This window comes from Nonomuraea terrae (assembly GCF_004348995.1).
Lineage (GTDB): Bacteria > Actinomycetota > Actinomycetes > Streptosporangiales > Streptosporangiaceae > Nonomuraea > Nonomuraea terrae.
Genome location: NZ_SMKQ01000050.1, coordinates 19,430 through 45,009 on the forward strand (window position 1 = coordinate 19,430; position 25,580 = coordinate 45,009).

Sequence of the window (25,580 nt, forward strand, 5' to 3'; positions counted from 1 at the left end):
GTGAACATCTGCATCTTCTGCGCCTCCAGCCAGAACATCGACCGCAAATACCTCGACCTCGCCACCGAGGTGGGCACCGAGCTGGGCAGGCGCGGACACACCCTGGTGAGCGGCGGGGCCAAGGTCTCGTGCATGGGAGCCGTCACCTCGGCGGCGCGCGCCGCCGGCGGGCGCACGATCGGTGTGATCCCGCAGGTGCTGGTGGACATCGAGGTGGCCGACGAGGAGTCCGACGAGCTCGTCGTCACCGCCGACATACGCGAGCGCAAGGGGGTCATGGACGCCCGCTCCGACGCGTTCCTGGTACTGCCGGGCGGCATCGGCACGCTGGAGGAGCTGTTCGAGATCTGGACCGCGCGGGTGCTCGGCATCCACGACCGTCCCCTCGTCGTCCTCGATCCCTGGGGCCTGTACGAGCCGCTGCGCGCGATGATCGGCCACATGTACGACGAGGGATTCACGCGTCCCGACGTCTTCGACGCGATCTCGTTCACCTCGACCGTGGAGGAGGCGTTCGCGCACCTGGAGTCGCGTCCGCACCCCGTACGGCCCAGCGTCGCCGAACTCGGCGAGGCCGCCGGCTGACACGTTCCACAGGTTGTGTGGAATGCGTTACTTGCGGTAGATCGCTGAACGCGCTCCACCGGATGAGTACGATGCCAATGTGCTGGTCATTCTCGCCATTGCCGCCATCGCCATCTTGGCCTGCGTGGTCCTGGTCTCCCTGGGGCGGGGCGGTGAGCTGAGCGAGTTCCCGCCCGACGTGCCCCCGCTCGACCTGCCGGAGGCGGGTCAGCTCACGGCGGTCGACGTCATGGCGTTGCAACTGCCGGTCAACCTGGTCGGCTACCACACGGCCAGCGTCGACGAGACCCTGCGCCGGGCCGCCGGCGCGATCAGCGCCCGCGACACCCGGATCGCCGTGCTGGAGCAGCGGGTCTCCGAACTGCTGGCCAGCCGGCTGTACGCGCGGCAGGAGGTCTACGCCTCGCCGGGCGCGGGGCCGCGTACCGAGCACGCGCCCGAGGCTCCGGCGCAGCGCGAGCTGCCCGAGTCCGGCGACCCGGTGACGGCCGGCGGCGCCGCGGTGTCGTGGGACACCGAGGCGACGATCACTCCTGCGGAGGACCCGGAGTGGCGCGTCGACACGGTCGCCGTCCCCGGTCGTGGGCAAGACGCCACCGACACGGAGGCGTCCGAGAACGGGCGGACCGCCACCGAGCCGGAGCCCGCGGCGGGCGAACCCGCCGACGCCGAAGCCCCCCAGAGCGACGAGCCGGCCGATGCCGAGCAGGCGCACGAGAGCGACGAGCCCGCCGCCGAGGACGGCGAGCCGGAGGCCCGCGACGACAAGCGCAACGGCGCGCTCACCGCCGACAGCGACAAGCCGGACGACGCCGAGCAGGCCGAAGACGAGGAAGAGCGGGTGCGGGTGAGGAAGGGGACGAGCGGCGGTGAGTGAGCTGATCCGCTGCACCTGGCCGGGCCTGGCCGACCCGATGTACCTCGCCTACCACGACGAGGAGTGGGGCCGCCCGGTCAAGGGCGACGACGCCGTCTACGAACGGGTGGTGCTGGAGGCGTTCCAGTCGGGCCTGTCGTGGCTGACCATCCTGCGCAAGCGGGAGAACTTCCGCGCCGCCTTCGACCACTTCTCCCTCCCCAAGGTCGCCGCCTACACCGAGCACGACGTCGAACGCCTGCTCGCCGACCCCGGCATCGTCCGCAACCGCGCCAAGATCGAGGCCGCGATCGCCAACGCCAGGGCCGCGCTCGACCTGCCCGGCGGCCTTTCCGACCTGGTGTGGCGCTACGCCGACCCCGACGCCCCCGCGCCGAGGACGATGGCCGACGTGCCCGCCATCACCCCGGCCTCGACGGCGCTGTCCAAGGAGCTGAAGCGGCACGGCTTCCGGTTCGTCGGCCCGACCACGGCGTACGCGCTCATGCAGGCGATCGGCCTGGTCAACGATCACATCGAATGCTGCCTGGCCCGTACGCGCTGAGCTCGGCGGTGTGGGTGCGCCCGGATGACCCCCGCGGATCGACCCGGCGGTCGTCCATGAACGACGGAATCCACCTGGTCCGACCGCGGGTTCGCTCATAAGATCGCCGTACGATCCGGAGCACGGCCGCCCTCCGGGCTCCTGACTACCCATGACGAGGCCGAGGGTGGGTCCAGGATGACCGTCATCGCCCAGCTGCCGTTCACGGGCCGGCTCCTGCCCCTGGTCGCCGGGGTCGCCGGGGCCGCCGCGGTGGCCGCCCTGCTCGCGCTCCGGCTGGCCGGCCACGGCGGTTTCCCCACCGACCCGGTCGGCGTGCTCGCGCTGGCGGCGGCATCGACGAGCGCGGCCGTCGCCGCCACCCGGCTCACCGCGGCGGCCAACCGGAGAGCCGGCACTCTCGCGACCTGGCTCTGCCTCGCCCTGCTGACCTACCTTGGCGTGGCCGCCTGGGCGGTGTGGGCGGTCGCAACCGGGAACCCAACCGCCGCACTCGCGGTCGCGATCTGGAGTTCGGCGTGGATCCCGCCGCTCGCGCTCATGCAGCTCGCCGCGTCAGCGGCCATCCGGGCCGACGGACGGGCACCGTGGACGCATCAGGTGCTCGTCTGGGCCATCGCCGCCGTCACGCTCGCGAACTCCCTGCTGACGACGCCGAGCGACCCCTTCGTCGGCCTGCCGACCATCGCGCCGGAGTCCTGGCGGACAGCCCTCGAACCGCTCGGTGGCCTCGCCACGCTTCTGGGCGCGCTGGCCCTCCTGCTCATCCCGATCGCCCTGTGGCGAGCCGCGCTCGGCTCCGCCGGCTCCGCCCGCGCGCGGATCGGCGTCGCCGCGGCCGGGACGACCGGCGCCCCGCTCACCGTCTGCTTCTGCCTCCTGCTGGGCATCGCCCGCGACCCCGGAGCCGTGGAGCCGTCACTGGGCTCGGCCGCGTTCCTCATCTCTCTCGCCGGGGCCTCGGCGTTCAGCGCGGCCTGCGCGGTGCTCGTCGCACGTGGCGGTGTGAACCCCCGGCAAGTGGCGATCGTCGTACGCGGCACCGGGCTCGTCGCCTCGGCCCTCGTCGTGATCGCCATCGGGACGATCATCGCCTCTCCCGGCGTCCGGCTCGGCGCCACGGCGGTCACCATCGCCGTCGCGGCCGTGACACTCGTCGTCGTCGGCGGCGCCTGGGCAGGGACCGAACGGCTCGCCCGCGTCCTGACCTCCGAAGAACGGCCGTCGCCGGACGAGGATGTTCCGGCACCGCTCGGGGCGATACCGGTTCGGGGCCTGACACCCCGTGAGGCGGAGGTTCTCGCCGTCCTCGCCGAGGGCGCCAGCAATGCCGGAATAGCGGCCCAGCTCGTCGTCTCCGAGCGCACGGTCGACGCCCACCTGCGCGCGATCTTCGTCAAGCTCGACCTCAAGCCGGAGGCCGGGACGAACCGCCGCGTGCAGGCCGCGCGGATCTGGCTCGACAACGCCGCCACGAACCGCGGCCAGAGCACCTGAACAGGGCGGATTCGAAATAGGTGCTGGCACCGATGCGGTGCGCACGCCCTCTGCCGACGATCGAGGCAGCGTGAACAGCGCTGTCACCGATCGATCGAAGGGGAACGACCGTGACCGCATCCGAACTCGCCGGGACCGCGATGCCGCCGCCCGCCCCGGCCGCCGCGTCAGCCCCGCGGCGTACCGCCGTCGTCGGGCTCTTCGTCCTGCTGCTGGTCTCGCTCGCGGCCCGTACCTGCTTCGCGTTCTGGGAACCGCCCTTCGACGGCACGGTCCGGTACGACGACGTGCGAGCGCTCGGCGGCGCCTACTGGCAGATGAACCTGTACCTCGGCGGCCCCGGATACGCGATTTCCTGGGTCGCCACCGCGATCTTCATCGTGATGCTAGCCCACGGCAGGGGCCGCGCGCTGAACCTGATCGGCGCTCTGCTGTCCGGGGCCGGCGGGATCCTCTTCGCGCTCACGATCACCGCGGAGGCGCTGCCGTTCGCCTTCGCGGCCGATCCCATGGTGCTGCCGGAGTCCGAGGGACGCGAGCTTTTCGACATCCTGAACGCGCACCTCGGTCTGCTCGTCCCGGCGATCGTCGGCACCCAGATCGCCATCTCGGCCGGCGTGCTGACCGCGCTCATCGGGACGCTGCTGTCGAAGGCGATGCCGCGGTGGCTGTCGATCGCGGGCATCGTGTACGTCATCATGTTCGTCGCGCTGCCGGCCGAGACGTCCGGTCCCGTGGCCGCCGCCATCGCATACCTGTTGCAGGTCACGCTCGTCGCCGCCATCGGCTGGTTCGGGCTCCGCGCCGCGCTCGGTAGGCGCTGACCCCGCGCGGTGGCACTGCCGGCCACCCGGCCACCCGCTCGCCGAAGGCGGGTGGCCGCGACGGACACGGGTCGGACGCGTCGGCGCCACCGCAGGTGAGCAGACCCACGGCTGTCGCGCGAACCGCTCCACGGGATGAGCGCATGGCGCCGACTCCCACGCGGGCGTGGCGGGCGGTCACTCGGCGTTGAAGGTCGGCCGTTCCTTGGCGAGGAACGCTTCCGTGGCGTTGACGTGGTCGCGGGTGGCGGCGCATTTGTCCTGCAGGTCGGCCTCCATGGCGAGCGCGTCCGGCAGCGAGTGCGTCGCCGCGTACGCCAGGGCCCACTTGGTGGCGGCGAAGGCCAGCGTCGGGCCCTGCGCCAGGCGTACGGCGAGCTCCTGAGCGGCCTTGGCCAGGTCGCCGGTCGGCACCACGCGCGTGACCAGGCCCAGCTCCAGCGCGCGGGCCGCGTCGAGCGGCTCGCCGAGCAGCATCAGCTCGGCTGCGCGGCCCCGGCCGACCAGGCGCTGCAGCGTCCACGACGCGCCTGAGTCGGGAGCCAGGCCGATGCCGGCGAACGCCAGCGCGAACTTCGCCTTGTCCGAGGCGATCCGCAGGTCGCACGCGAACGCCAGCGACGCCCCCGCGCCCGCGGCCACGCCGTTGACCGCGGCCAGCACCGGCTTGGCCATGGTGGCGATCAGCTCGACGATCGGGTTGTAGTGCTCGCGCACGGTGTTGGCCAGGCCGCGGCCCGCCTCCAGGTTGTCGGCGTGCTCGCGCAGGTCCTGGCCCGCGCAGAAGGCCCGGCCCGAGCCGGTCAGCAGCACGGCCCTGACGGACTGGTCGCCCGCGGCGCGGCGCAGCGCCCCGTGCAGCGCCTCCTTGACCTCGACCGTCAGTGAGTTCATGGCGTCGGGCCGGTCGAGCGTGATGGTGGCGACGGCGTCGGCCACGTCATAGCGGATCACGATAACTCCCTGTCGACGAACGCGGCGGCTGCGGGCAGCAGCCGGGCGGCCTCCTGCTCGAAGTAGGCCCTGGCCTTGTCGCCCGGCCAGCCGGGCGGCAGCAGTTCCGGCGGCAGGCCGGGATCGCGGAAGAGGAAATTGCGCCAGCCGTGCACGAGCCGGCTCCTCGTGGCGAAGACCTGGTCGTCCGGCGCCCCTTCGGGCAGCGTGCTGATCAGCGTGACAGCTTCGGTGTGCCAGTGCTCGTACGCCTCGCCGATGGCGTCCAGATCCCAGGCCCTCGACACCAGCTCCCGCGGGTCGCCCTCCAGCGCCGCGTCGAACCTGTCGGCCCGCACCCCCTCGCCGTCGAGCAGGTTGTCCAGCTCGATGGAGGAGCGCGGGCCGATCCAGGTCGTCTCCGACAGCGCCGCGTAGCCCAGGAACGTCAGGTCGGCCCGCAGCCGCTCCCTGCGCGCACGCTCGCGTACGGGCTCCACGATGATCAGATGCCAGCGGCCGTGCCAGGACAATGTTCCTGCTCGGTAAATTCTGAGTGCGGCCTCGTCCAGCCGCCTCACGCACTTCGGCGTCAGTCCGTAACCGGGCCCCTGCGTCAGTCTCACCGGCCTCAGCCACCCCTGTCGCACCATGCGCGAAACCGCCGTGCGGACGGCGGGAGCGGCGATCTCCATGGGCTTCATCAGCCGTACGAGCGCCGCGACGGACGCCTGCCCTCCACGCGAGAGCAGGTGGTCTCCATAGAGGTCGAACAGAGCGGCGCGAGCATGCACGAAGTCCAGTTTGGACGTGATCGCACGCCTGGACAACGCATTCTGGGAGGAGATCGTTACCCATGAGCGCTCTCGATGCGGGAGAATAGGACATCACAGAAGACGTGAATGCGCCGACCACCCCCCATGGGAGGTCGGAAATCGCGGGCCGCGGGAGCCCAAGGCAGGAAGGGATGCACGCATGGCGGCGATGAAGCCGCGGACCGGCGATGGTCCGCTCGAGGTCACCAAGGAAGGGCGCGGCATTGTCATGCGGGTCCCTCTGGAGGGTGGCGGCCGGCTCGTCGTGGAGATCTCGGCCGACGAGGCGAAGGCGCTCGGCGAGGCGCTGAAGAACGTCGTCGGCTGAGCCCTCCCGAGAGAATCTTGATCCACGACCCTGGCGTAGTCCGGCGCCAGGGTCGCTGACGTTTGAGGAGATGTTTTCCGTGCCCATTGAGACCACTGCGACGGTGGTCGCCGAGGTTCCCGACGACCCCGACCTGCTTGCCGTCCCGTACTCCGCCGATCTCCAGACCGCCCACCCGGTCGAGCTGCACCTGCCGGTGCCCGACCTGCTGGCGCACTACGAGGCCAAGGGGGAGGCGGGCGAGATCGTCGAGGTGCCCGTGGCACGGGCCGGCGGCGCCACGCCCCGAGTGGGCCGCGTGCTGCTCTACGGCGTGGGCGACGGCTCCCCGCGTGCCCTGCGCAAGGCCGGCGCCGCGCTGTCCCGGCGGGTCAAGGGCCGCGACCGGCTGACCGTCGTGACGCCCGAGGGCGACGTGGCCGCCTTCGCGGAGGCGGCGCTGCTGGCGGCGTACTCGTTCAGGATCGGTGAAAGCGGTAAGAAGGCCGTGCGGACGCTGGCCTTCGCGGGGGCGGACGAGGAGGCCGTGCGGCGGGCGCAGACCGTCGCCCAGGCCGTGGCCCTCGCCCGTGACCTGGCCAACACGCCCTCCTCCGTGAAGAACCCGGCCTGGCTCGCGGAGCGGGCCGCCGAGAGCGGCGTCCCCGTCCGGGTGTGGGACGAAGAGCAGCTGCAGGCCGACGGGTTCGGCGGCATCCTCGCCGTCGGGCGCGGCTCGGCCAGCCCGCCCCGGCTCATCCAGCTGTCCTACACGCCCGCCGAGCCCACTGATCGGCACATCGTGCTGGTGGGCAAGGGCATCACGTTCGACTCGGGCGGCCTGTCGCTCAAGCCGACCGAGAACATGAAGACGCAGAAGACCGACATGGCGGGTGGCGCGGTCGTCATCGCGGTGCTCGGCGCGCTGGCCCGGCTGGGCGCCCGGGTGAAGGTCACCGGGCTGGTCGCCGCCGCCGAGAACATGCCCTCCGGCACCGCGCAGCGGCCCAGCGACGTCATCACCCACTACGGCGGCCGCACGGTCGAGGTGCTCAACACCGACGCCGAGGGCCGGCTCGTGATGGCCGACGCGCTCGCCTACGCCGACGCCGTCCTCGACCCCGACGCGGTCGTCGACATCGCCACGCTGACCGGGGCCATCTCGGTGGCGCTCGGCCGCAACGTCGGCGCCGTCTACGCCTCCGACGACGTGCTGGCCAAGCAGCTCCTGGAGGCGGGCGAGGTCACCGACGACCGGCTGTGGCGGATGCCGCTGATCGACGACTACACGCCCGCGCTCGAGTCGTCGATCGCCGACCTGTCCAACGTCGAGGCGGGGTCGCGGTTCGGGGCGGGGTCGATCACGGCGGCGCTGTTCCTGCGGGAGTTCACCGGCGGCCGCCCGTGGGCGCACCTCGACATCGCGGGTGTCGGCCGCAGCACCGTGGACGAGGGCACGCTCAGTAAGGGCGCGACCGGGTTCGGCGTGCGGGTGCTGCTGGACTGGCTCACCCGCGCCTAGTCGGCGATCTTGACGGCCGCCAGCAGCCCGTCGCCCAGGGGCATGAGCACCGAGCGCAGGCGGTCGTCCGCCTGCACCAGCTTGCCCACCTCGCGCAGCGCCACCGTGTCGGTGTCGCGCTGCGTGGGGTCGGCCACGCGGTTGTGCCAGAGCATGTTGTCGAAGGCCACCACGCCGCCGACGCGCAGCAGCCGCACGGCCTCGGCCAGGTAGTCGGTGTACTCCCGCTTCGCGCCGTCGGCGAAGACCATGTCGTAGCCGCCGTCGGACAACCGCGGCAGCACGTCGAGCGCGCGGCCCGTGATCAACCGCACCCGGCTGCCGGAGAAGCCCGCCTCGGTGAACGCGTGCCGGGCCAGCCGCTGGTGCTCGGGCTCGACGTCGACGCTCGTCAGCGTGCCGTCGGGACGCATGCCGCGCAGCAGCCACAGCCCCGAGACGCCGCAGCCCGTGCCGATCTCGACGACGGACTTGGCGTTGAGGACGGTGGCGAGAAAACACAGGGCGGCCCCGCCCCCGGGAAGGATGGGCGGCGCTCCCATCTCCAGCCCGCGCTGCCGCGCCGCGTGCAGAACCTCATCTTCCTGATGGAACTGCTCCGCATAGGCCAGAGTGGCCTCCACCGGAGTGGTCATCGGCCTCCTCCCCCACTTTTCGTGCGATTGGCCGGATGGGCCGCACAAGGTATACGCGTGATTGACACCGTTCGCAGCCTAAGGGAGACACGCCCGGACGGGAACTCAGGAGGGTGCTGAGGCGTTGCAGGTTTAAACGGGCTTTGCCGGTCCGGAGGGCAGTCAGTGCGCACGAAGGGACGAAACCAGGCACTATGGCGGTAGCGGTGGTCCCAGAGAGAGGAGTTCTGGTGGACGAAAGCGACCACCAGGCGGATACTCCCGTGTCGTCTGACTGGACTCCTCCCACGTGGGAGGAAGTGGTGCGGACTCACTCCGCACGCGTGTATCGGCTCGCCTACCGGCTGACCGGCAATGTCCACGACGCCGAAGACCTCACCCAGGAGGTCTTCGTCCGGGTTTTCAGGTCGCTGTCGAGCTACACCCCCGGCACCTTCGAGGGTTGGCTGCACCGGATCACGACCAACCTCTTCCTCGACATGGCGCGGCGCAAGCAGCGCATCAGGTTCGAGGGGCTCGCCGACGACGCGGCCGAACGGCTGCGCGGGCGCGAGCCGTCCCCGGCGCAGGCGTTCGACGACGCTCATCTGGAGCCCGACATCCAGGCGGCCCTCGACGCGCTCGCCCCCGAGTTCCGGGCGGCGATCGTGCTGTGTGACATCGAGGGTCTGTCATACGAGGAGATCGCGGCCACGCTCGGCGTCAAGCTGGGTACGGTCCGAAGCCGTATTCACCGTGGCCGGGCGCAGTTGCGGGAGGCGCTCGATCATCGAGCCCCCCGTAATTCCCAACTCCCCCCGACCGTGATCCGTGGGGAGGAAGTCTGACATGGCTCATCTTGGAGAACGCGTATCCGCACTGGTGGACGGTGAACTCAGCCACACCGAACGCGAGCGTGCGCTTGCTCATCTGACCTTCTGTGCTGACTGCCGGAGAGAGGTCGAGTCGGTGCGCGCCCTGAAGTCGCGCCTGCGCTCGCTCGAGACCCCGGCGATGCCCACCGACCTGACGATGTCCCTGCTCCGGATGGCGGAGCCGGGCGGCCCGCTGCCCCCGAGGGAGCGCCCTTTTCCGGCCCGCACCTTCGGTGGGGTGCCCATCCCCGGCCCGCACACCATCGCGCCGCTGGACAACCGGCCGCGCAGAGACGCCACCGGCGGGTCTTCCGGCCCGGGTCGTGGTGGTAGGCGGCGCACGACCTACGTCGCGGTGGGCGTCGTCTCGGCGGCCGTCGCGCTCGGCACCTTCTTCGCGGTGAGTGGCGTGGGGCAGAACAATCCGGCCCCACCGGTTGAACTCTTCCAGCAGCAGGCCCGTACATCGCCTACGAGTGCACCCACCACGCCTTGACACTCCCGGAAGCCGGGCATAGTCGGTTGGCGTAGTCCGCGGCGCGCGGGGCATACGATCTGGGTTCGGGATTTGTCGGCGGCAAGTCCCGGTAAAGCTTTATAAGCCTCGTATGCCGCAAGAGCGAGGATTTGCGGTGGCCGAGCCAAGGAGTGGTGAGACTGAGATGACCGACGAGACGCGCCGCAACGAGGAGCGCATGCCGTCGGACACCCCCGAGCCACAGGTGCGGCCGGAGTTCCTGCCCGCACAGGACGGGTCCGACGCACAGGGCCGGCGGCCCGAGCCGCCCGCCTCGTTCGGTACGACGTGGGGTGACCCGTCGGGCCGGTCGGAAGCCGCCGGTGCGCCACCGTACGAGAGCCGGCCGTACGGCGAGGCCGGGCGCGGCAGGCCGGGGCAGGACGACGGCGCGCCGAGCGCTCCGCAGGAGGGGGCGCCGTCGTTCGGCGCGCCCGACCCGGGCGCCCAGTCCCGCGACAACCCGTCCATCGACAACCCGTCGCGCTACGAGAACCCGTACGAGAGCCCGGCGCGCCACGAGAACCCGTCGGGGCGCGAGAACCCGGCGCGCTTCGAGAGCCCGTCGGGATTCGAGAGCCCGTCGGGATTCGAGACGGGCGAGAGGCCGGCGTTCGGGCCGCCTGACAGTCCGGGCGAGAGGCCGGCGTTCGGCGCTCGCGACAACAGCACGCACGCCTATGACAGCCCGTTCGGCGAGGGCGGTCCCCGCTTCGAGAATCCCTCCTTCGGCGGCCCCGACAACGGGACGCGGGCCTACGAGCGTCCGCCGTTCGGGCAGCCCTACGGCAACCCGCCTCCTCCGCCGCGTCAGGCCCTCGGCATGGGTCCGGGCTGGGGGCCGCCGCCTCCTGGCGCGCACGGCGCGGGGGCGGGTGCGTCCAGGCGCGGGCCCGGCGCCGGGTTCCTGATCGCGATGGCCCTGGTCATCGCCCTGGTGGCCTCGCTGCTCGGCAGCGTCGGCACGTACCTGCTGACCAGGCCCACGAGCAGTGCCCAGGACCCCTCCTACAGCCTCGGCCCGGTGCCCAGCGGCGCCACCAACCGCCCGCCCGACTCGGTGGCGGGCGTGGCGTCGCGGGTGCTGCCCAGCGTGGTCTCGCTCGAGGTCGGCAACGGCAGCAGCACCGAAGGCGCCACCGGCTCCGGCTTCCTGATCAAGGACGGCTACGTGGTGACCAACAACCACGTGGTCGCCCTGGCGGCCGGCGGCGGCGAGATCCGGATCCAGTTCAACAACCGCAAGACCACGACGGGCCGCATCGTCGGCCGCGACCCCGGCTCCGACCTGGCCGTGGTCAAGCCGGAAGAGACCTTCGGCACGCCGGAGCTCACGCTCGGCAACTCCGACCAGGTGGTCGTCGGTGACCCGGTGATCGCCATCGGCTCCCCGCTGGGCCTGACCGGCACGGTCACCACCGGCATCGTCAGCTCGCTCAACCGTCCGGTCATCGCGGGCGACGACACGGGCGCCACCAGCGAGGAGCCGGCGTACATCAGCGCCATCCAGACCGATGCCGCCATCAATCCCGGCAACTCGGGCGGCCCGCTCGTCAACGGCCGGGGCGAGGTCGTCGGGGTCAACTCGGCGATCGCCACGCTCGGGCCTTCGATGAGCAGCAGCCAGAGCGGCAGCATCGGCCTGGGCTTCGCGATCCCGGTCAACCAGACGCGACGGGTCGCCGAGGAGCTGATCACGACCGGCCGGGCCAAGCGCCCCAAGATCGGCATCCTGCTCGACCGCGACTTCCGGGGCCAGGGCGTCAAGATCGCGACCGAGGCCGTGGCGGGCCAGCAGCCCGTGACGCCGGGCGGGCCGGCCGACAAGGCCGGGCTGCGGGCGGGTGACGTGATCCTCGAGATCGACGGGCTGCCGCTGCAGGACGGCAACGAGCTCATCGCCCTGATCCGCAGCAAGGCTCCCGGCTCCAAGATCAACGTCAAGTACCTGCGCGACGGCAAGGAACGCAACGCCTCGCTCACGGTGATGGCCGAGGACGAGCCCACCCCGACCCGGTCCTGACCCTTCCCGAGCGCCGCAGGAGCCCGTCTCCTGCGGCGCTCGCGCATGAGCGCGGGGCTATTCGCAGGTCCTGCCGCCCGGAGCGCAGTGCCGGACCTCGGGAAAGCGGGGTGACGGCTCGTCCAGCAGGGGCTGCGGCTCGCGACGCAGGTGCAGGTCCACGAAGGCCCGGACGTACGTGCGGGTGATCGTCAGGGAGCGGGCAGGGGACAGGTCGCCGGCGATGCTCACGCCGAGGGCGCCGGCCAGCAGCGGTACGTCGGTGAACGACTGGTGGTTCGCGCCGGGGAGCACGAGCCAGCGCTTCCAGCCGGTCAGGAGTTTCCAGTCGCGGTCCCAGGAGGCATCGCGCCCACCGGGCCGGTGCTCGGCCGAGCCCATGAACAGGAACGGCCGCGACAGCCCCTCCGGGATGCGGGCGTACGTGGTGCCGTCGAGGTCGATCCCGGCGCGGATCCTGCGGTCGGCCCGCATGGCCGCCAGGGCGGCGGCCCCGCCGATCGACTGGCCGGCCATCGCGATCGCGGACGGGTCCACCAGGGACGAGCCCTCCCACTCCGCCCGCGGCCCGGTCAGCCGGTCGAGCACGAAGGAGACGTCGGCCGCCCGGACCCCCACCACCTTCGAGCCGAAGCCGGGGTCCCGGTCGCTGTCGCACGCGACGCACGTGGCGACGCGCCCGCCGGGGAAGGTCGTCGCGTAGCTCTCGTACGCGTGGTCGACGCCGGCCACCACGTAGCCGTGGGAGGCCAGGTCCTCGGCCAGAGCCGTAAGCGTGCTGACGGGCATGGTGAACCCCGGCGAGAGCACCACCAGGGGCAGGGTGCTCGTGCGCCCGTCCGGTTCGGCGTCGCGGACTGCGTTGGTGCGTGTCCTGCTCAGGATGTCGTACGGCGCGCCGGTCACCCTCCGGCTCTGCAGGATGAGCTCCGACTCCTCCGGCTCTGCAGGATGAGCTCCGACTCCTTCGGCGTCATGTAGGGAGCCTGTGGCCCGCCCCGGGACCGTGCCGGGTACCACAGGATGACCATCAGCTCCCTGGCCGCCGCTTCGGGCACCCACGGGTCGGGGCGGGAGGCGTCCCTCAGGTGCAGGCGGGTGGTGCCGACCGGATGGGCGCCGGTGGGCGCGGGCAGCACCGGGTAGGTGGCGGCCGACGTCGCGGCGGACGCCACCGCGACGGACCTCGGAGGGGTCGGCGGGGCGCAGGCGGAGGCGGCGAGGAGGGCCAGCCCGGCGGCGGCCAGCAGAGTCGGTCTCCGCCCGATGGCGAGGCTCATGTCCGTCCTTTCGACGTGCCCGGCAGGCGTGCCCGGCAGGCGTGCCCGGCAGGCGGGTCCGGCAGGCGGGGTGTCATCCGGGGAGCAGGGTCAGGGCTGCGGCCAGTGCCGGGTCGCGTCCGGCCGCGGCGTCCCGCGGCGTCGGAGGCACGTGGTGGTCGGGCGCCACGCCGATCCGGTCGATCACCTCGCGGCCGGGCGCCAGGTGGCGTTTCGACGGCAGCGTGAGGATGGTGTGGTTCGCCAGCACGTGCGGTTGCGCAGGTCCCGAGACGGCGCCCGCCGTCCGCGTCCCCACCAGCGCGCCCAGGCGGAGGTCCTTGACCGCGGAGGCGAAGTGCTCGCACGCCGAGGCGCAGCCGCGGTCGGTGAGCACCACCAGCGGCAGGCCGAGCAGCGCCACGGTGTCGTCGGTGCGCATGGCGTCGCACGTGCCGTCCGCGGCGCACTGGTACGCGGTGACCTTGCCGTGGGCGAACGCGCCCAGCAGCCGGTTCACCTCGCCGGGGCTGCCGCCGCCGTTGCCGCGCAGGTCCAGCACGAGGCCGGTGAGCGTGCGGCCGGCCCGCAGCCGGGCGATCGCCCGGAGCACCCGGTCTGCGGAGTCGGGCGCGAAACCGCTCAGCCGTACGTACGCGACGCTGTCCCGCGGCAGTTCGGTCGTGAGGGGTTGCAGAGCGGCCGGGTCGGGCCGGTACAAACCGGGTTTCAGCGTCACGCTCCAGCGCCTGCCGGTGTCCTGCCGTAGCAGCCGCAGCCGGACCGGACGGTCCTCCGGATACCGCGGGTGGAGCGCGGCGACGGCGGCCGGGACGACGACGCCGTCGACGAAGGGCGCCGATCCGCTGACCGACTCGATGACGTCGCCGGGGCGCAACCCGGCTTCCCTGGCAGGTTCGCCGAGGACGGTCGTGACGAACAGCGGCGGCACGGCGGTCCCCGGGTCACCGCTCACCCTGAGGCCCAGGCCGTACCGGTCGTCGTCGTAGGAGCCGGGCGGCTGCCGTACGCCGTGCGTCCAGCGGGCGTGATCGTCGCCCAGGGCGGCCACGACGGCCTCCAGGGTGACGACAGCCAGCCTCTCTCTGATGTCCCCCGGCAACGCGTCGGTAAGGCGGCGGTACACCGCCTCGAAAGCGGCCCAGTCGGCCTCACGGTCACCGCTCAGCGCCGGCATGGTGGCCCCGGGCAGGTCGCGCCCGCCACGGTCGAGCTCCTGTGTGAAGGCGGCGAACCCCGCCGTCAGCAGCGCGCGGGCGTCCAGCGCGGCCCCGCCGTAGTAGGCGCCGAGGACGCAGAGGTACGCCTGCTCGACCACGTCGATCGTGGTGGCGGTCTCCGGCGGGAGAACGGCCCCCTGGGCGGGTTGCCCGCATGCGGGCAACCCGCCCGAGGCCGCCGTGGCCGGCCCGGTGCGCGGCGGCGTCGCCCCGGTGCACGCGGCCGTCAGGAGCAGCACGAGGCCGGCTGTCACGGTCCTGACGGTCATGGCACGCGCCTCCTGACCCGCCAGAAGCAGAACCCGGTGAGGCCGAGCGTGAGCACGGCGTAGATGCCCGTCTCGATCCACTGGAAGGCCCAGAAACGCTCGAACGGCTGGTACGTCGCCGCCTGCCGATACCCCAGCCGGTTGATCTCATCGAGGCACACCCGCAGGCTCCGTCCGGCCTCGGGAACCTCTGGGGGCGCGCAGGGTCCCGACGTCACCGACACCTGAACGGCGGCGCCCGCGGCATCGGTCTCGGCAGGCCGTCCTGACGGGTCGATGAGGCGGCTGGACAGAACCCAGGCACCCGGGTGGCCGGGCACCGCCTGGTCCACCGACACCCGTGGGGACCCGTCGGGCGGCACGCCGAAATTTCCCACGTTCGCGGGATCGAGCTCGAAGGCCGCGCTGACCGGAGGCAGCAGGTGCGGCCGGATCAGCAGCGGCATCGCGACCTGCAGCGCAGCGAAGATCGCCAGCGTGACGGCCATGGCGGGCAGGGTGCGGCGCATCAGCGTCCCCATGGCCACGCCCAGGACGAACGCGAACGCCGCGTATCCCAGGGGAACGATGCCGCGCGCGGCGAACACGGCGGGATCCATCAGGGCGAAACCCGGGGTGGCGGACCGGTCGAGGGGTGCGGACCACCAGGTCACCATGAGGCTGCACAGCCCGGCGGCGGACACGGCGGCCAGGCCCGTGAGCGTCAGCTTGACGGCCAGCCAGCGGGTGCGGGTCATGCTCTGGTTCCACACCAGCAGGTGCGTGCCGCTCTCCAGCTCACGGGCGATCAGCGGCGCCCCCCAGAAGAGCCCGACCAGGCCGGGCACGACCAGCACGACGACGGTGACGGCCATGAAGGCGCCCTGATGCGCCTCGAAGAACCGGTCGAAGAAGCGTACGCAGTCGGCGGGGGCGCAGGACGCGAGCCCGGTGGCGTAGTCGGAGGCCAGGCCGGGCCCGGTCAGCGCCAGGACGGCGGCGAGCGGCACGAGAGCCGCGGACGTCATCGCGGCGGAGTCACGGAACTGCCGCCAGGTCAGCCAGATCATCGCACCGCATCCAGGGCCGCGTGCCCGGAGGAGGGCTGGTCCATGTAGGCGAGCACGAGGTCCTCCAAGGTCAGCCGGCTGACCGTTCAGGCCGGATCGAGGATCGGGGTGTCCGTGCGGACGATGATGGTGCTCTGCCGGTCGGTGTGATGCGCGGAGACGACGTCCTGGCCGGCGGGGAGCCGGCCGGGATCGCGGCGCGGACCGGTGAGCCGGTGGTGGGTGGCGAGGAGATCGTCGACCTCTCCGGCCACCTGGAGGCGCGAGTCGACCAGCACGATCAGGTGATCACACGTCCGTTCCAGGTCGGACACCAGATGGGAGGAGAGCACCACGCTCAAGTCCAGCTCGGCGACCGCCTCCATCAGGGTCTGCAGGAACTCGCGGCGGGCGAGCGGGTCGAGCGCGGCGACGGGCTCGTCCAGGAGGAGCAGCCGAGGCCGCTTGGCCAGGCCGAGAGTGAGGGCGAGCTGGGCGCGCTGCCCGCCTGACAGCTTCCCTGCCCGGTGCGCGGGGTCGAGATCGAGCCGTGCGATGCGCTCCCGCGCGAGGGCGGCGTCCCAGCCGGGGTTCAGCCGGGCTCCTAACCGCAGGTGGTCGGCGACGGTCAGCCCCGGATAGACGGGGGTGTCCTGGGCGACGAAACCGATCTTCGCCAGCTGTGCCGGGCCACCCGCCGGAGAACCGCCGAGCACGCTGATGCCGCCCGAGGACGGCGCAAGCCAGCCGGCGGCCAGTTTCAGCAGGGTGGTCTTGCCGGCACCGTTGGGGCCCACCAGGCCGACGACGTGGCCGGCCGGGAGGTCGAGGGTGCAGTCGCGCAGCGCCCATCGTCTGCCGTATTTCCTGCCCAGGCCCCGGGCCTGCAGGACGGCGGTGCCGTTCACGCTATGTCCTCCTGTGCGGCGGTGCGGAAGGTGGTCATGAACAGGGCCTCGATGCTTTCGTCGTCGAGCCCCGCCATGCGGGCCTTGGTCAGCCAGCGCCGCAGCTCCTGCCGGAGCGGGCCGTGGGCGGCCAGGGAGGAATCGGCCAGTGTCCTCGTCACGAACGTGCCGACGCCGGGCCGGGCGGCCACGAGCCCTTCGTGTTCGAGCTCCCGGTAGGCCTTGAGGACCGTGTTGGGGTTGATCGCCAGCCGCGCCACCACGTCCTTCACGGTCGGCAGCTGGTCGCCCTCGCGCAGCAGGCCCAGCCGCAGTGCGTGCCGGACCTGATGGACCAGCTGAAGGTACGGCGAGACCCCCGACCGGCCGTCCAGGTGGAACTCGATCACACTTCCTCCATTTATCTAAGCTCCTAGCACTTTAGGGAGCTGGGCGTTAAGCGGTCGTAAAAGATGCCTCTTCCGATTCGGGCGCTTTGGTGGGAGATATGAGGAGGGGAGGCGACCGGGTTGTGGTCGCGAGCCCTTACTCTGTGGAGAGGCCGGGGTTGTCCTCGGAGAGGCTGGACTGCGGTAGGAGATCACGGTGTTCGGACTCGGATGGTTGGAGGTCGGCGCGCTGATCGTGATCGCGCTGCTCGTCTTCGGTCCCGAAAGGCTGCCCCAAGCCGCCACGCAGGCGGGCAGGACGCTGCGCAATCTGCGCCGGATGGCCAACAACGCGCGCGACGACCTGCGCTCGGGCCTCGGCCCGGAGTTCTCCAACTTCGATCCGGCCGACCTCAATCCGCGCAACTTCGTCCGCAAGCATCTCCTCGACGACCTCGAGGACGACTGGAACAACAAGTCGCAGGAGCTGGCGCCGGCCACCACGACGCCGTACGTGCCCGAGCCGGTGGTCGACGAGCTCGCCTACGGCGAGATCCCCCCGTTCGACAGGGAAGCCACCTGAGAGACGGCTCGGGCCCGCCCCGGCGGTGAACCGGAACGGGCCCGAGGCGAAAAGGCGTCAGCGGCGCGGCGCGAGACCCAGCTGCATGCCCTTGAGACTGCCGGAGCGCTTGCTCAGGCCGGCCGCGATCTGGCGCAGCTCGACGGAGGCCGGTGCGTCCGGCTCGGTCAGCACCAGTGGCTTGCCCTCGTCGCCGCCCTCGCGCAGCCGCATGTCGATCGGCACCTGGCCGAGCAGCGGGACGGGGGCGCCGAGCGTACGGGTCAGCGCGTCGGCCACGGTCTGGCCGCCGCCCTCGCCGAACACCGCGATGCGCTCGTCGCAGTGGGGGCACGGCAGCCACGCCATGTTCTCGATGACGCCGGCGATCTGCTGGTGGGTCTGGGCGGCGATGGAGCCGGCCCGCTCGGCCACCTCGGCGGCGGCCATCTGCGGCGTCGTCACGACCAGGATCTCGGCCGACGGCAGCCGCTGCGCCACCGAGATCGCGATGTCGCCGGTGCCCGGAGGCAGGTCGAGCAGCAGGACGTCGAGGTCGCCCCAGTAGACGTCGGCCAGGAACTGGTGGAGCGCCCGGTCGAGCATCGGCCCGCGCCACACCACCGGCATGTTGCCCTCGGGCTTGAACATGCCGACCGAGATCACCTTGATGTCGTGGGCCACCGGCGGCATGATCATGTCTTCGACCTTGGTGGGCCGCTCGGCGGCGCCCAGCATGCGCGGGATGCTGTGGCCGTAGATGTCGGCGTCGACGATGCCGACCTTGAGGCCGCTCGCGGTCATGGCGGCGGCCAGGTTGACCGTCACCGACGACTTGCCGACCCCGCCCTTGCCGCTGGCCACCGCGAAGACGCGGGTCAGCGAGCCCGGCTGGTTGAACGGGATCTCCTTCTCCGGCCCTCGGTCGCCCCGCAGCTTGGTCTGCAGGGTCTTGCGCTGCTCGGTGCTCATCACGTCGAGCTCGATCTTGACGCCCGTCACGCCCTCGACCTTGGAGACGGCGGTGGTGACGTCGCGGGTGATGGTGTCACGCATCGGACAGCCGGCCACGGTGAGGTAGACGCCCACGCGCACCGCACCGTCGGTGGCGATGTCGATGCTCTTGACCATGTCGAGGTCCGTGATCGGGCGACGGATCTCGGGGTCGATGACCGTGGCGAGGGCCGCGGTCACCTGTTCCTGGGTAGGTGCCATCGAAGTGTCGGCACGAGGGAGTGCCGTCCCTCCTTAGTCGTCTATGTGTGGCAGGCGCTGGACGCCAGTTGAGGATGCCCCTCCATGGTATGAACCGGCGCGCTCACTGGGTTAATCCGTCTTGTTAGATGTCTGTGCAATAACGTTTTAAGGTTACTCCGTGACACTTCTGCGCGACGAGGGCCTGACCGCCGAGGAGCTCGCGGTCTGGCGGATGTTACAGCGTGCCCAGGTGCGCATCACCCGTCGTCTGGAAGGGGAGCTGCTCATCGTCCACGATCTCCCGCTGGCCTCCTACGACGTGCTGATGCAGCTGGCGGAGGCGCCGCGGCGGCGGTTGCGGATGAACGACCTGGCCGACCGCGTGCTGCTCTCCCGCAGCGGCCTGACCAGGCTGATCGACCGGCTGCAGCGCGACGGGCTGGTGACCCGGGAGGCGTGCGCCGACGACGCCCGCGGGTTGTTCGCGGTGCTGACCGACCTCGGCGCCGACCGGCTGGCCGACGCGACGCCGACCTATCTGCGCGGCGTCAAGGGCGAGTTCGCCGACCTGCTGGAGCCGGGGGAGCTCGCCCAGATGCGTACGATGCTCGCCAAGCTCGCCTGAAAGACCCTCACTCCGGCCGGGTGCGCAGCTCGTCGAGCAGCCTGCCGAGCTCGGTGCGCAAGTAGTCGCGGGTGGCCACCTCGCTCAGCGTCAGGCGCAGGCCGGCGATCTCGCGCGTCAGATACTCGATCTCTGCCTGGTTGCGGTCGGCGGCCTCGCGGTCCTGCTCGTACTGGATGCGGTCGCGGTCGTCCTGGCGGTTCTGGGCCAGCAGGATCAGCGGCGCCGCGTAGCTGGCCTGCAGCGAGAGCATCAGCGTCAGGAAGATGAACGGGTACGGGTCGAAGCGCAGATGCTCGGGCCCGGCCACGTTCCAGATCACCCAGACCGCGACGAACACCGTCATGTAGACGAGGAACCGCGCGGTGCCGATGAAGCGGGCGATGCGCTCGGAGAGCCGGCCGAACGCCTCGGGGTCGTAGTGGGCCCGCAGTGAGGGCCGCAGCTCGCGGGGCTGGTCGAGGCGGTCAGTCGTCACGGTCGGGCCTCTCGCGCCAGTCCTCGGGAAGGATGTGGTCGAGCACGTCGTCGACCGTCACCGCGCCGACGAGCCGGCCCAGCTCGTCGACCACGGGGGCGGCCACGAGGTTGTAGTTGGCCAGGTAGTAAGTCACCTCGTGCAGGGTGAACTCGGGTTTGATCGGGTCGATCGAGGGGTCGAGCACGCGTCCGAGCAGTGTCGAGGGCGGCTCGCGCAGCAGCCGCTGGAAGTGCGACACCCCCAGGTACGTGCCCGTCGGCGTCTCGGTCGGCGGCCGGGTGACGTAGACCTGGCACGCGATGGCGGGCGACAGGTCCTGCTGGCGGATGTGCGCGAGCGCCTCGGCCACCGTCGCGGTGGGCGGCAGGATCACCGGCTCGCTGGTCATGACGCCGCCCGCGCTGGTCTCCGGGTACGTCAGCAGCCGCCGCACCGGCGCCGCCTCGCCGGGCTCCATCAGCGCCAGCAGCCGGGCCGCCTGCTCGTCCGGCAGGTCGTGCAGCAGATCGGCGGCGTCGTCGGGGCCCATCTCCTCCAGCACGTCGGCCGCCCGCTCGGGGTCGAGAGTGCCGAGGATGCCGATCTGGTCGTCGGGCGGCAGCTCCTCCAGGACGTCGGCCAGCCGGGTGTCGTTGAGCGCCCGCGCGATCTCGATGCGGCGCTTGCTCGGCAGGTCGTGCAGGGCGCTGGCCATGTCGGCGGCGCGCAGCGACTCGAACGCGGCGATCAGCCCGGCCGCCCCCTGGTCCCTCTGCAGGGTGTCGAACCCGGTCACCTCACCCCAGTCGACGATGCGCGGCTCGCGCCGGCGGCCCTTGTAGAGGGCGACCTTGGTGATCTGCCAGGTGGACGGCGTGACCTCCTCCATGGCGACGTCGTAGACGGTCATGGGCTGCTCGCCGAGATGGACGGCGAGGTCGAGCATCTCGCCGATGACGAGGGTCTCGGTGACACGCTGCTCGAACCTGCGCATGTTGAGCTTGCCGGTGAAGACCACGGAGCCGGCCTCGATGCGGCGCACGCGGGTGATGGGCAGGAACACCCGGCGGCGCGGCTGCACCTCCACCACGAAGCCGTGTACGTTCGGCCGGCGTCCGATGCGCAGCCCGACCACGACGTCCCTGACGCGGCCGATCTGGTCGCCCGCCGGGTCGAAGACCGGGGTCCCCGCCAGCCGGGCCACGAAGATCTGCACGTCGCCAGGCTAACAAAGGCGACCCATTGCGCCCGGGACGCCGTACATGTCAGTATCAAACCCGTTTGACGGTCATTACTCAACGGGTGGGGTGCGATGAGGTCGGTGGGGCTCGCGCTGGCGTTCGTGTCCGCGTGGTGTTTCGCGTTCTCCGGGCCGATGGCGAAATATCTCATCGCCGCCGGACTGGAGCCGATGGAGGCGGTCTGGACGCGGATGGCGGGCGCGGGGCTGTTGCTGGTGGCGGTGCTCGCCGTGGTGCGCCCCCGGGCGCTGCGCATCCCGAGGTCGCGGCTGCCGTTCTTCGGTCTGTACGCGATCATGGCGGTCGCCGGGGTGCAGGCCCTGTACTTCGTGGCGATCACGCGGCTGCCGGTGGGGATCGCGCTGCTGCTGGAGTTCATGGCGCCGGTCATGGTGGTCGCCTGGGTGCGGCTGGTCCGCAAGGTGCGGCTCGCGCGGGCGGCCTACCTCGGTGCGGTGGTGGCCGTCGTGGGGCTCGGGATCGTCGTCGAGGCGTGGCAGGGGATGCGCCTGGACGCGCTGGGGCTGGTGCTCGGGCTGCTGGCTGGGGCGTGCTGCGCCGGATATTTCCTGATGAACGATAGCTTCGGGGACGATATCGACCCGCTCGGCCTGGTCGCCTGGGGGATGATCGGGGCGGCCGTCGTGCTGGCGCCGTTCTCCCGGCCGTGGGACATCCCGTGGGAGGCGTTCACCGTCTCCGCCACCCCGGAGGGCGGGCAGACGCTGCCGGTGCTGGGGGCGTACCTGTGGATGGTGGTCGTGGCCACCGTGCTGGGCTACACGCTGGGCGTCAACGCCGTACGGCGGCTGTCGGCGGCGGTCGGGGCCACCGTCGCCTCGCTGGAGGTCATCGCGGGCGCCATCGTGGCCTGGGTTCTGGTGGGCGAGACGCTGGGGTTGTTCCAGATCGTCGGCGGCCTGATCGTGCTCTCGGGCGCCCTGCTCGCCCAGACGGCCACCACGACCCTCCCTGAGCCGGATCCGCTGCCCGAGCCGCTCCCCGCCCAGAGTTGACCGCCCGGCGCCCATGGCCGGCCTGGACCGACCTCACTCCTCGGCTCACTCCTCGCCTCACGCCTCGGGAGTGAGGCGCACGATCGTGCAGTCGCGGGCCCAGCGGTCGGGGAGGTGTTCGCTGTCGCGGGCGTTGAGCCGGTCCTTGGCCAGGGCGGCGACGACGTCGGCCGAGGCCGCCTGGTCGACGACCGACACCGTCGCGTCGAACTCCACGAGCCGCGCGCCGTTGTCCTTGCTGCGCAGCGTGACGTGGACCCGGTCGAGGGCGTCGAGGCCGGGCAGGGCCTGCTCCTCGCCGCCCGTCACGAGGTAGATCGCCCCGTCGTGCCAGGTGTGCCAGGCCAGACGCGGACGGTCGAGGGTGAGCCACAGGATGCCGGACTTCTTGGCGCCCTCCGCGATGGCCGCCGCCCTCTCGGGGACGCCCTGCTCCAAGGCCGTCTGCGGCGTCGTCTTTCCGGCGGGCGGGGTGTGGTCGCTCACACATGCGACTGTAATCCGGGCGTGCGGCCGGGTGAACCGCCGCCGCCGGCCGGCTGGAGCGAGCCGTGCGGCGTCGACAGGCTCATCGGCCGGCTCAGCGCTCACCGCTTGACCGGTTGAGACCTGGGACCCCGGGATGATCAGACAGTAGCGTGGGCGTATGCGATCACGACGTTCGGTGCTGGCGGTGCCCGGCAGCAATCCCCGGTTCCTGGAGAAGGCCCAGACCCTTCCCGTCGACGAGGTCTTCCTCGACCTGGAAGACTCCGTCGCGCCGCTCGCCAAGGAGGAGGCGCGCGGCAACATCGTCACCGCGCTGCGCGAGGGCGACTGGACGGGGAAGACGCGGGTCGTCCGGGTCAACGACCTCACCACGCAGTGGACGTACCGCGATGTGATCGAGGTGGTCGAGGGCGCGGGGGCGTACCTCGACTGCGTGATGCTGCCGAAGGTGCAGAATCCGACCGAGGTCGTCTGGCTCGACACCCTGCTCACCCAGATCGAGAAGACCATGGGGTACGAACCGGGCCGCATCGGCATCGAGGCGCAGATCGAGAACGCCCGCGGCCTGGTGAACGTCGACGCCATCGCGGGGTCGTCCAGGCGGCTGGAGACGCTGGTGTTCGGGCCGGCCGACTTCATGGCCTCGGTCGGCATGCGCACGCTCGTCGTCGGCGAGCAGCCCCCGGGCTACGAGGAGGGCGACGCCTACCACTACATCCTCATGCGCCTGCTCATGGCCGCCAGGACGTACGACCTGCAGGTCATCGACGGCCCCTACCTGCAGATCAAGGACGTCGAGGGCTTTCGCCGCGTCGCCCGCCGCGCGGCGGCGCTCGGGTTCGACGGCAAGTGGGTGCTGCACCCGTCGCAGGTCGAGGCGGCCAACGAGGTGTTCTCGCCGACGCAGGAGGACTACGACCACGCCGAGCTGATCCTGGAGGCGTACGAGTACTACACCACCGTGGAGAAGCGCGGCGCGGTCATGCTGGGCGACGAGATGATCGACGAGGCCTCCCGCAAGATGGCGCTCGTCGTGGCCGCCAAGGGGCGGGCGGCCGGGCTGAGCCGTACGAAGAGCTTCACACCTTGATGCCGACGGCGGTGAAGAACCAGAACGACGACGTCAGCCAGAGCCCCACGAGGGCGGTGAACGTCAGCCCGCCGAGCACGGGCAGCGTCCAGCCGGGCGCGTCCCGCTTCGGCAGGGCCAGCATCTTCGCGGTGAAGACGCCGTAGAAGAAGCAGCCGAGCAGCGAGTGCACGAGCACGCGCGGCACGTCGTACTGCAGGCCGAGGGCGTACAGGCAGTGGAAGGCGACGGGGACCGTGAGCGCGAACGCCAGCCGCCCCGACCAGCGGTGCACGGCGGGCGGGATCGCGACCCCGAGCCTGCCCCACATCGACAGGGCGGAGACGACCTGGACGATCGCCAGCACGAACGCGCCCGTCGTGAGCCACACCTTCATCGGCAGCGCGGCGGAGAACCCGGCCACGCCGACGGCGAACCCGGTCGGCGTGTGCGCCCGCCCGTACACGCCGAGGGCGACCGCCACCAGGGCGCCCGCCAGCAGCGGCACCACCAGCGTGGTCAGGCCGCGGGACGGCCGCTGGTACGTCGCGGTGGTCATGACATCTCCCCGATGAAGCCGTCGACGTCCTTGGGGTAGATCGTGGCGCCGCCGACCTGGACCGGCGCGGTGGGGCCCGCGGTGTCGATCCGCGGCACGTCGACCTGCCGCTCGCCCGCGAAGGCGGTGCCGACCTGGGTGTAGGTGCCGTTCGCGTTCTTCAGCACGATCCAGCCGGCGCGTACCTTGGCGCCCCTGACGGTCGCGGTGGCGCGGTAGAGGCCCGACGGCTTGGTGACGGTGGGCGCGAAGAAGCTCCACTTGCGGCCGGCGACGGTGAGCGAGCCCTCGGCCTTGCGGCCCTTCAGCTCGGCCCTGACCTTGGCGCGCTTGTCGGCCACGCCGGTCAGCTTCAGCTCGCCTCCCGACTCCACGCCCGTGAACCAGGCCTCGGTCCTGCCGTCGCAGAAGTAGCCGACGGCCTTGCCGTTCCTGATCGACAGGGCGATGAGGGCGCCGCTGCCCTTCACCCGGCCGCCGTAGTCGGCCTTGACGGTCTTCTTCGGCGTCGTGGGGGAGGGCGAGGGGGTCGGCGCGGCGGAGGGCTGCGCCGCGGCGCCGTTCTGTTGTACGACGGGTGCTTCGGCGGCGGTGTTGACGGCCGGGCTCCCGGCCGTGGGCATCGCGATGACGCTCGCGACACCCAGCCCCCCGGCGAGCACCGCGCCCGCCGCGAGGGTGATGACTGGTCCCAGCCTCGACATGGTCTGCTCCCGTGGTCGGATTCCGTATGCTCCCGAGCATCCGGCCAAAAGAGCGCGCCGTCTGTGAACTAATGCGCACCAAGCGGACAGAATGGAGAGATGCAGGAGAACCCGGGGCCGCACTACCCCGACAACCGCGGGCCGCTCCCGTACGGCGCGGCGCCGTCGGGCATCCCGTACCAGCCGCAGCCCTGGTTCCTGCCGTCGCCGGCCGGGGTCCGCTTCGACCATCTCGCCAGGAACCCCGCCGCCCAGCTGTGGCGGTCGATCGTCGGCACGCTGCTCGTCGCCGTGGGATTCCTGGCGATCGGCGTCGTGGTGGTCGTGGCGTTCACGGTGCCGGCGTTCCTGTTCGGGCTGCCGTCGCCGGTGGACCCTGAGACGGGGGCGCCCGAGCCGACGCCGCTCGGACTGGCCATGACGCTGTTGTCCATCGCCCCCGCGCTGGTGCTCGTGTTCGGGGTGGCGGCGCTCATCCAGCGGCGCCGTCCGGGGACGCTGTCGTCGGTGGCGGGGCGGCTGCGCTGGTCATGGCTGATGAGCTGCGTGGGGCTGGCCCTGGCCGCGATGGTGCTCGGGCAGGCCGCCCAGTGGCTGGTGCTGGCCAACTCGGGCCAGGACGCGGCGATGTTCGGCTGGGCGGGGTGGGAGG

Annotated in this window: 28 protein-coding genes and 2 pseudogenes; 15 read left to right on the forward strand and 15 right to left on the reverse strand. The window is 71.6% G+C overall.

All coding sequences use genetic code 11. The features are described from left to right. From E1286_RS18490 to E1286_RS18510, 5 genes are all read left to right on the forward strand, one after another. Entirely contained in the window at positions 1-585 is a 585-nt protein-coding gene (locus tag E1286_RS18490) for an LOG family protein (RefSeq protein WP_132614131.1), read from the forward strand. Between the two features lie 79 nt (positions 586-664). After that, positions 665-1,462: a hypothetical protein gene (locus E1286_RS18495; protein ID WP_132614133.1), complete on the forward strand. Its 798-nt coding sequence runs from the start codon at positions 665-667 to the stop codon at positions 1,460-1,462. Next, positions 1,455-2,006 carry a DNA-3-methyladenine glycosylase I gene (locus E1286_RS18500; RefSeq protein WP_132614135.1) on the forward strand — a complete coding sequence of 184 codons (552 nt, stop codon included), beginning with the start codon at positions 1,455-1,457 and terminating at the stop codon, positions 2,004-2,006. The genes E1286_RS18495 and E1286_RS18500 overlap by 8 nt, the downstream gene beginning before the upstream one ends. 177 nt (positions 2,007-2,183) lie before the next feature. After that, complete coding sequence (locus E1286_RS18505) at positions 2,184-3,503, forward strand: helix-turn-helix transcriptional regulator (RefSeq protein ID WP_246074961.1); 1,320 nt, start codon at positions 2,184-2,186, stop codon at positions 3,501-3,503. Between the two features lie 110 nt (positions 3,504-3,613). Further along, positions 3,614-4,327, forward strand: coding sequence for a hypothetical protein (locus E1286_RS18510; protein WP_132614137.1), 714 nt, complete (start codon positions 3,614-3,616; stop codon positions 4,325-4,327). Between the two features lie 177 nt (positions 4,328-4,504). On the opposite strand, the gene E1286_RS18515 is transcribed toward E1286_RS18510, so the two are convergent. Both E1286_RS18515 and E1286_RS18520 read right to left on the reverse strand, forming a co-directional pair. Beyond that, the gene (locus tag E1286_RS18515) at positions 4,505-5,281 is read right to left on the reverse strand and encodes an enoyl-CoA hydratase-related protein (RefSeq protein WP_132614139.1); all 777 of its coding nucleotides are present in this window, start codon (positions 5,279-5,281) and stop codon (positions 4,505-4,507) included. Then, positions 5,278-6,054, reverse strand: a complete 777-nt coding sequence (locus tag E1286_RS18520; protein ID WP_132614141.1) for a PaaX family transcriptional regulator — start codon at positions 6,052-6,054, stop codon at positions 5,278-5,280. The genes E1286_RS18515 and E1286_RS18520 overlap by 4 nt, the downstream gene beginning before the upstream one ends. Before the next feature lie 181 nt (positions 6,055-6,235). On the opposite strand from E1286_RS18520, the gene E1286_RS18525 reads away from it, so the two are divergent. Beyond that, positions 6,236-6,403 (forward strand): DUF3117 domain-containing protein, encoded by a 168-nt coding sequence (locus tag E1286_RS18525; protein WP_020545024.1) that lies wholly within the window; start codon positions 6,236-6,238, stop codon positions 6,401-6,403. A 70-nt stretch (positions 6,404-6,473) separates the two neighbouring features. Further along, positions 6,474-7,904 carry a leucyl aminopeptidase gene (locus tag E1286_RS18530; protein WP_132614143.1) on the forward strand — a complete coding sequence of 477 codons (1,431 nt, stop codon included), beginning with the start codon at positions 6,474-6,476 and terminating at the stop codon, positions 7,902-7,904. Here E1286_RS18530 and E1286_RS18535 read toward each other — a convergent pair. After that, the gene (locus E1286_RS18535; protein ID WP_132614145.1) at positions 7,901-8,539 is read right to left on the reverse strand and encodes an O-methyltransferase; all 639 of its coding nucleotides are present in this window, start codon (positions 8,537-8,539) and stop codon (positions 7,901-7,903) included. The two genes, E1286_RS18530 and E1286_RS18535, sit on opposite strands and share 4 nt — an antisense overlap. Positions 8,540-8,733: 194 nt before the next feature. Between E1286_RS18535 and sigE the strand changes: the two genes are divergently transcribed. The 3 genes from sigE (at position 8,734) to E1286_RS50270 (ending at position 11,933) form a co-directional block, all read left to right on the forward strand. After that, entirely contained in the window at positions 8,734-9,366 is a 633-nt protein-coding gene (sigE, locus tag E1286_RS18540) for an RNA polymerase sigma factor SigE (RefSeq protein ID WP_111181302.1), read from the forward strand. A gap of 1 nt (position 9,367) precedes the next feature. Further along, positions 9,368-9,889, forward strand: coding sequence for an anti-sigma factor family protein (locus E1286_RS18545; protein ID WP_132614147.1), 522 nt, complete (start codon positions 9,368-9,370; stop codon positions 9,887-9,889). A gap of 166 nt (positions 9,890-10,055) precedes the next feature. Beyond that, the gene (locus tag E1286_RS50270; RefSeq protein WP_132614149.1) at positions 10,056-11,933 is read left to right on the forward strand and encodes a trypsin-like peptidase domain-containing protein; all 1,878 of its coding nucleotides are present in this window, start codon (positions 10,056-10,058) and stop codon (positions 11,931-11,933) included. A 57-nt stretch (positions 11,934-11,990) separates the two neighbouring features. Here E1286_RS50270 and E1286_RS18555 read toward each other — a convergent pair whose 3' ends face one another. From E1286_RS18555 to E1286_RS18575, 6 genes and pseudogenes are all read right to left on the reverse strand, one after another. After that, a complete protein-coding gene (locus E1286_RS18555) occupies positions 11,991-12,839 on the reverse strand; it encodes an alpha/beta hydrolase family protein (RefSeq protein WP_246074963.1) in 849 nt (282 codons plus the stop codon). Further along, complete coding sequence (locus tag E1286_RS50275) at positions 12,836-13,213, reverse strand: hypothetical protein (RefSeq protein ID WP_246074964.1); 378 nt, start codon at positions 13,211-13,213, stop codon at positions 12,836-12,838. Before E1286_RS50275 ends, E1286_RS18555 begins: the two co-directional genes overlap by 4 nt. Before the next feature lie 73 nt (positions 13,214-13,286). Then, positions 13,287-14,702, reverse strand: coding sequence for a S41 family peptidase (locus tag E1286_RS18560; RefSeq protein WP_132614151.1), 1,416 nt, complete (start codon positions 14,700-14,702; stop codon positions 13,287-13,289). Further along, complete coding sequence (locus E1286_RS18565) at positions 14,699-15,751, reverse strand: ABC-2 transporter permease (RefSeq protein ID WP_132614153.1); 1,053 nt, start codon at positions 15,749-15,751, stop codon at positions 14,699-14,701. The genes E1286_RS18560 and E1286_RS18565 overlap by 4 nt, the downstream gene beginning before the upstream one ends. 89 nt (positions 15,752-15,840) lie before the next feature. Then, a pseudogene (locus E1286_RS18570) lies at positions 15,841-16,575 on the reverse strand (ABC transporter ATP-binding protein); the annotation flags it as partial. Between the two features lie 59 nt (positions 16,576-16,634). Beyond that, entirely contained in the window at positions 16,635-17,027 is a 393-nt protein-coding gene (locus E1286_RS18575) for a GntR family transcriptional regulator (protein ID WP_132614157.1), read from the reverse strand. A 196-nt stretch (positions 17,028-17,223) separates the two neighbouring features. Between E1286_RS18575 and E1286_RS18580 the strand changes: the two genes are divergently transcribed. Continuing rightward, complete coding sequence (locus tag E1286_RS18580; RefSeq protein ID WP_132614159.1) at positions 17,224-17,589, forward strand: sec-independent translocase; 366 nt, start codon at positions 17,224-17,226, stop codon at positions 17,587-17,589. 57 nt (positions 17,590-17,646) lie between these two features. On the opposite strand, the gene E1286_RS18585 is transcribed toward E1286_RS18580, so the two are convergent. Continuing rightward, positions 17,647-18,783: an Mrp/NBP35 family ATP-binding protein gene (locus E1286_RS18585; protein ID WP_132614161.1), complete on the reverse strand. Its 1,137-nt coding sequence runs from the start codon at positions 18,781-18,783 to the stop codon at positions 17,647-17,649. Between the two features lie 160 nt (positions 18,784-18,943). Between E1286_RS18585 and E1286_RS18590 the strand changes: the two genes are divergently transcribed. After that, positions 18,944-19,390: a MarR family winged helix-turn-helix transcriptional regulator gene (locus E1286_RS18590; RefSeq protein WP_246074965.1), complete on the forward strand. Its 447-nt coding sequence runs from the start codon at positions 18,944-18,946 to the stop codon at positions 19,388-19,390. Between the two features lie 7 nt (positions 19,391-19,397). Here the strand turns inward: E1286_RS18590 and E1286_RS18595 are convergent, their stop codons facing one another. Both E1286_RS18595 and E1286_RS18600 read right to left on the reverse strand, forming a co-directional pair. Next, positions 19,398-19,868 (reverse strand): DUF1003 domain-containing protein, encoded by a 471-nt coding sequence (locus tag E1286_RS18595; RefSeq protein WP_132614163.1) that lies wholly within the window; start codon positions 19,866-19,868, stop codon positions 19,398-19,400. Further along, positions 19,858-21,066: a magnesium transporter MgtE N-terminal domain-containing protein gene (locus E1286_RS18600; protein WP_246074966.1), complete on the reverse strand. Its 1,209-nt coding sequence runs from the start codon at positions 21,064-21,066 to the stop codon at positions 19,858-19,860. Before E1286_RS18600 ends, E1286_RS18595 begins: the two co-directional genes overlap by 11 nt. A gap of 96 nt (positions 21,067-21,162) precedes the next feature. On the opposite strand from E1286_RS18600, the gene E1286_RS18605 reads away from it, so the two are divergent. Further along, positions 21,163-22,107 carry an EamA family transporter gene (locus tag E1286_RS18605; RefSeq protein WP_132614165.1) on the forward strand — a complete coding sequence of 315 codons (945 nt, stop codon included), beginning with the start codon at positions 21,163-21,165 and terminating at the stop codon, positions 22,105-22,107. 57 nt (positions 22,108-22,164) lie between these two features. On the opposite strand, the gene E1286_RS18610 is transcribed toward E1286_RS18605, so the two are convergent. Continuing rightward, positions 22,165-22,593, reverse strand: a complete 429-nt coding sequence (locus E1286_RS18610) for a hypothetical protein (protein ID WP_246074967.1) — start codon at positions 22,591-22,593, stop codon at positions 22,165-22,167. Between the two features lie 160 nt (positions 22,594-22,753). Here E1286_RS18610 and E1286_RS18615 point away from each other — a divergent pair, with 160 nt between their 5' ends. Then, complete coding sequence (locus tag E1286_RS18615) at positions 22,754-23,686, forward strand: HpcH/HpaI aldolase/citrate lyase family protein (protein ID WP_132614167.1); 933 nt, start codon at positions 22,754-22,756, stop codon at positions 23,684-23,686. On the opposite strand, the gene E1286_RS18620 is transcribed toward E1286_RS18615, so the two are convergent. Then, a complete protein-coding gene (locus E1286_RS18620) occupies positions 23,676-24,224 on the reverse strand; it encodes a DUF6529 family protein (protein WP_132614169.1) in 549 nt (182 codons plus the stop codon). The two genes, E1286_RS18615 and E1286_RS18620, sit on opposite strands and share 11 nt — an antisense overlap. Then, positions 24,221-24,928: a hypothetical protein gene (locus E1286_RS18625; protein WP_132614171.1), complete on the reverse strand. Its 708-nt coding sequence runs from the start codon at positions 24,926-24,928 to the stop codon at positions 24,221-24,223. Before E1286_RS18625 ends, E1286_RS18620 begins: the two co-directional genes overlap by 4 nt. A 99-nt stretch (positions 24,929-25,027) precedes the next feature. On the opposite strand from E1286_RS18625, the pseudogene E1286_RS18630 reads away from it, so the two are divergent. Then, a pseudogene (locus E1286_RS18630) lies at positions 25,028-25,580 on the forward strand (CPBP family intramembrane glutamate endopeptidase); the annotation flags it as partial.

Coding starts and splice junctions, on each gene's coding strand:
- E1286_RS18615 (WP_132614167.1), top strand. CDS start 22,754: ATGCGATCACGACGTTCGGTGCTGGCGGTGCCCGGCAGCAATCCCCGG.
- E1286_RS18625 (WP_132614171.1), bottom strand. CDS start 24,928: ATGTCGAGGCTGGGACCAGTCATCACCCTCGCGGCGGGCGCGGTGCTC.
- E1286_RS18505 (WP_246074961.1), top strand. CDS start 2,184: ATGACCGTCATCGCCCAGCTGCCGTTCACGGGCCGGCTCCTGCCCCTG.
- E1286_RS18545 (WP_132614147.1), top strand. CDS start 9,368: ATGGCTCATCTTGGAGAACGCGTATCCGCACTGGTGGACGGTGAACTC.
- E1286_RS18560 (WP_132614151.1), bottom strand. CDS start 14,702: ATGACCGTCAGGACCGTGACAGCCGGCCTCGTGCTGCTCCTGACGGCC.
- E1286_RS18620 (WP_132614169.1), bottom strand. CDS start 24,224: ATGACCACCGCGACGTACCAGCGGCCGTCCCGCGGCCTGACCACGCTG.
- E1286_RS18535 (WP_132614145.1), bottom strand. CDS start 8,539: ATGACCACTCCGGTGGAGGCCACTCTGGCCTATGCGGAGCAGTTCCAT.
- E1286_RS18605 (WP_132614165.1), top strand. CDS start 21,163: ATGAGGTCGGTGGGGCTCGCGCTGGCGTTCGTGTCCGCGTGGTGTTTC.
- E1286_RS50270 (WP_132614149.1), top strand. CDS start 10,056: ATGACCGACGAGACGCGCCGCAACGAGGAGCGCATGCCGTCGGACACC.
- E1286_RS18565 (WP_132614153.1), bottom strand. CDS start 15,751: ATGATCTGGCTGACCTGGCGGCAGTTCCGTGACTCCGCCGCGATGACG.
- sigE (WP_111181302.1), top strand. CDS start 8,734: ATGGCGGTAGCGGTGGTCCCAGAGAGAGGAGTTCTGGTGGACGAAAGC.
- E1286_RS18525 (WP_020545024.1), top strand. CDS start 6,236: ATGGCGGCGATGAAGCCGCGGACCGGCGATGGTCCGCTCGAGGTCACC.
- E1286_RS50275 (WP_246074964.1), bottom strand. CDS start 13,213: ATGAGCCTCGCCATCGGGCGGAGACCGACTCTGCTGGCCGCCGCCGGG.
- E1286_RS18530 (WP_132614143.1), top strand. CDS start 6,474: ATGTTTTCCGTGCCCATTGAGACCACTGCGACGGTGGTCGCCGAGGTT.
- E1286_RS18585 (WP_132614161.1), bottom strand. CDS start 18,783: ATGGCACCTACCCAGGAACAGGTGACCGCGGCCCTCGCCACGGTCATC.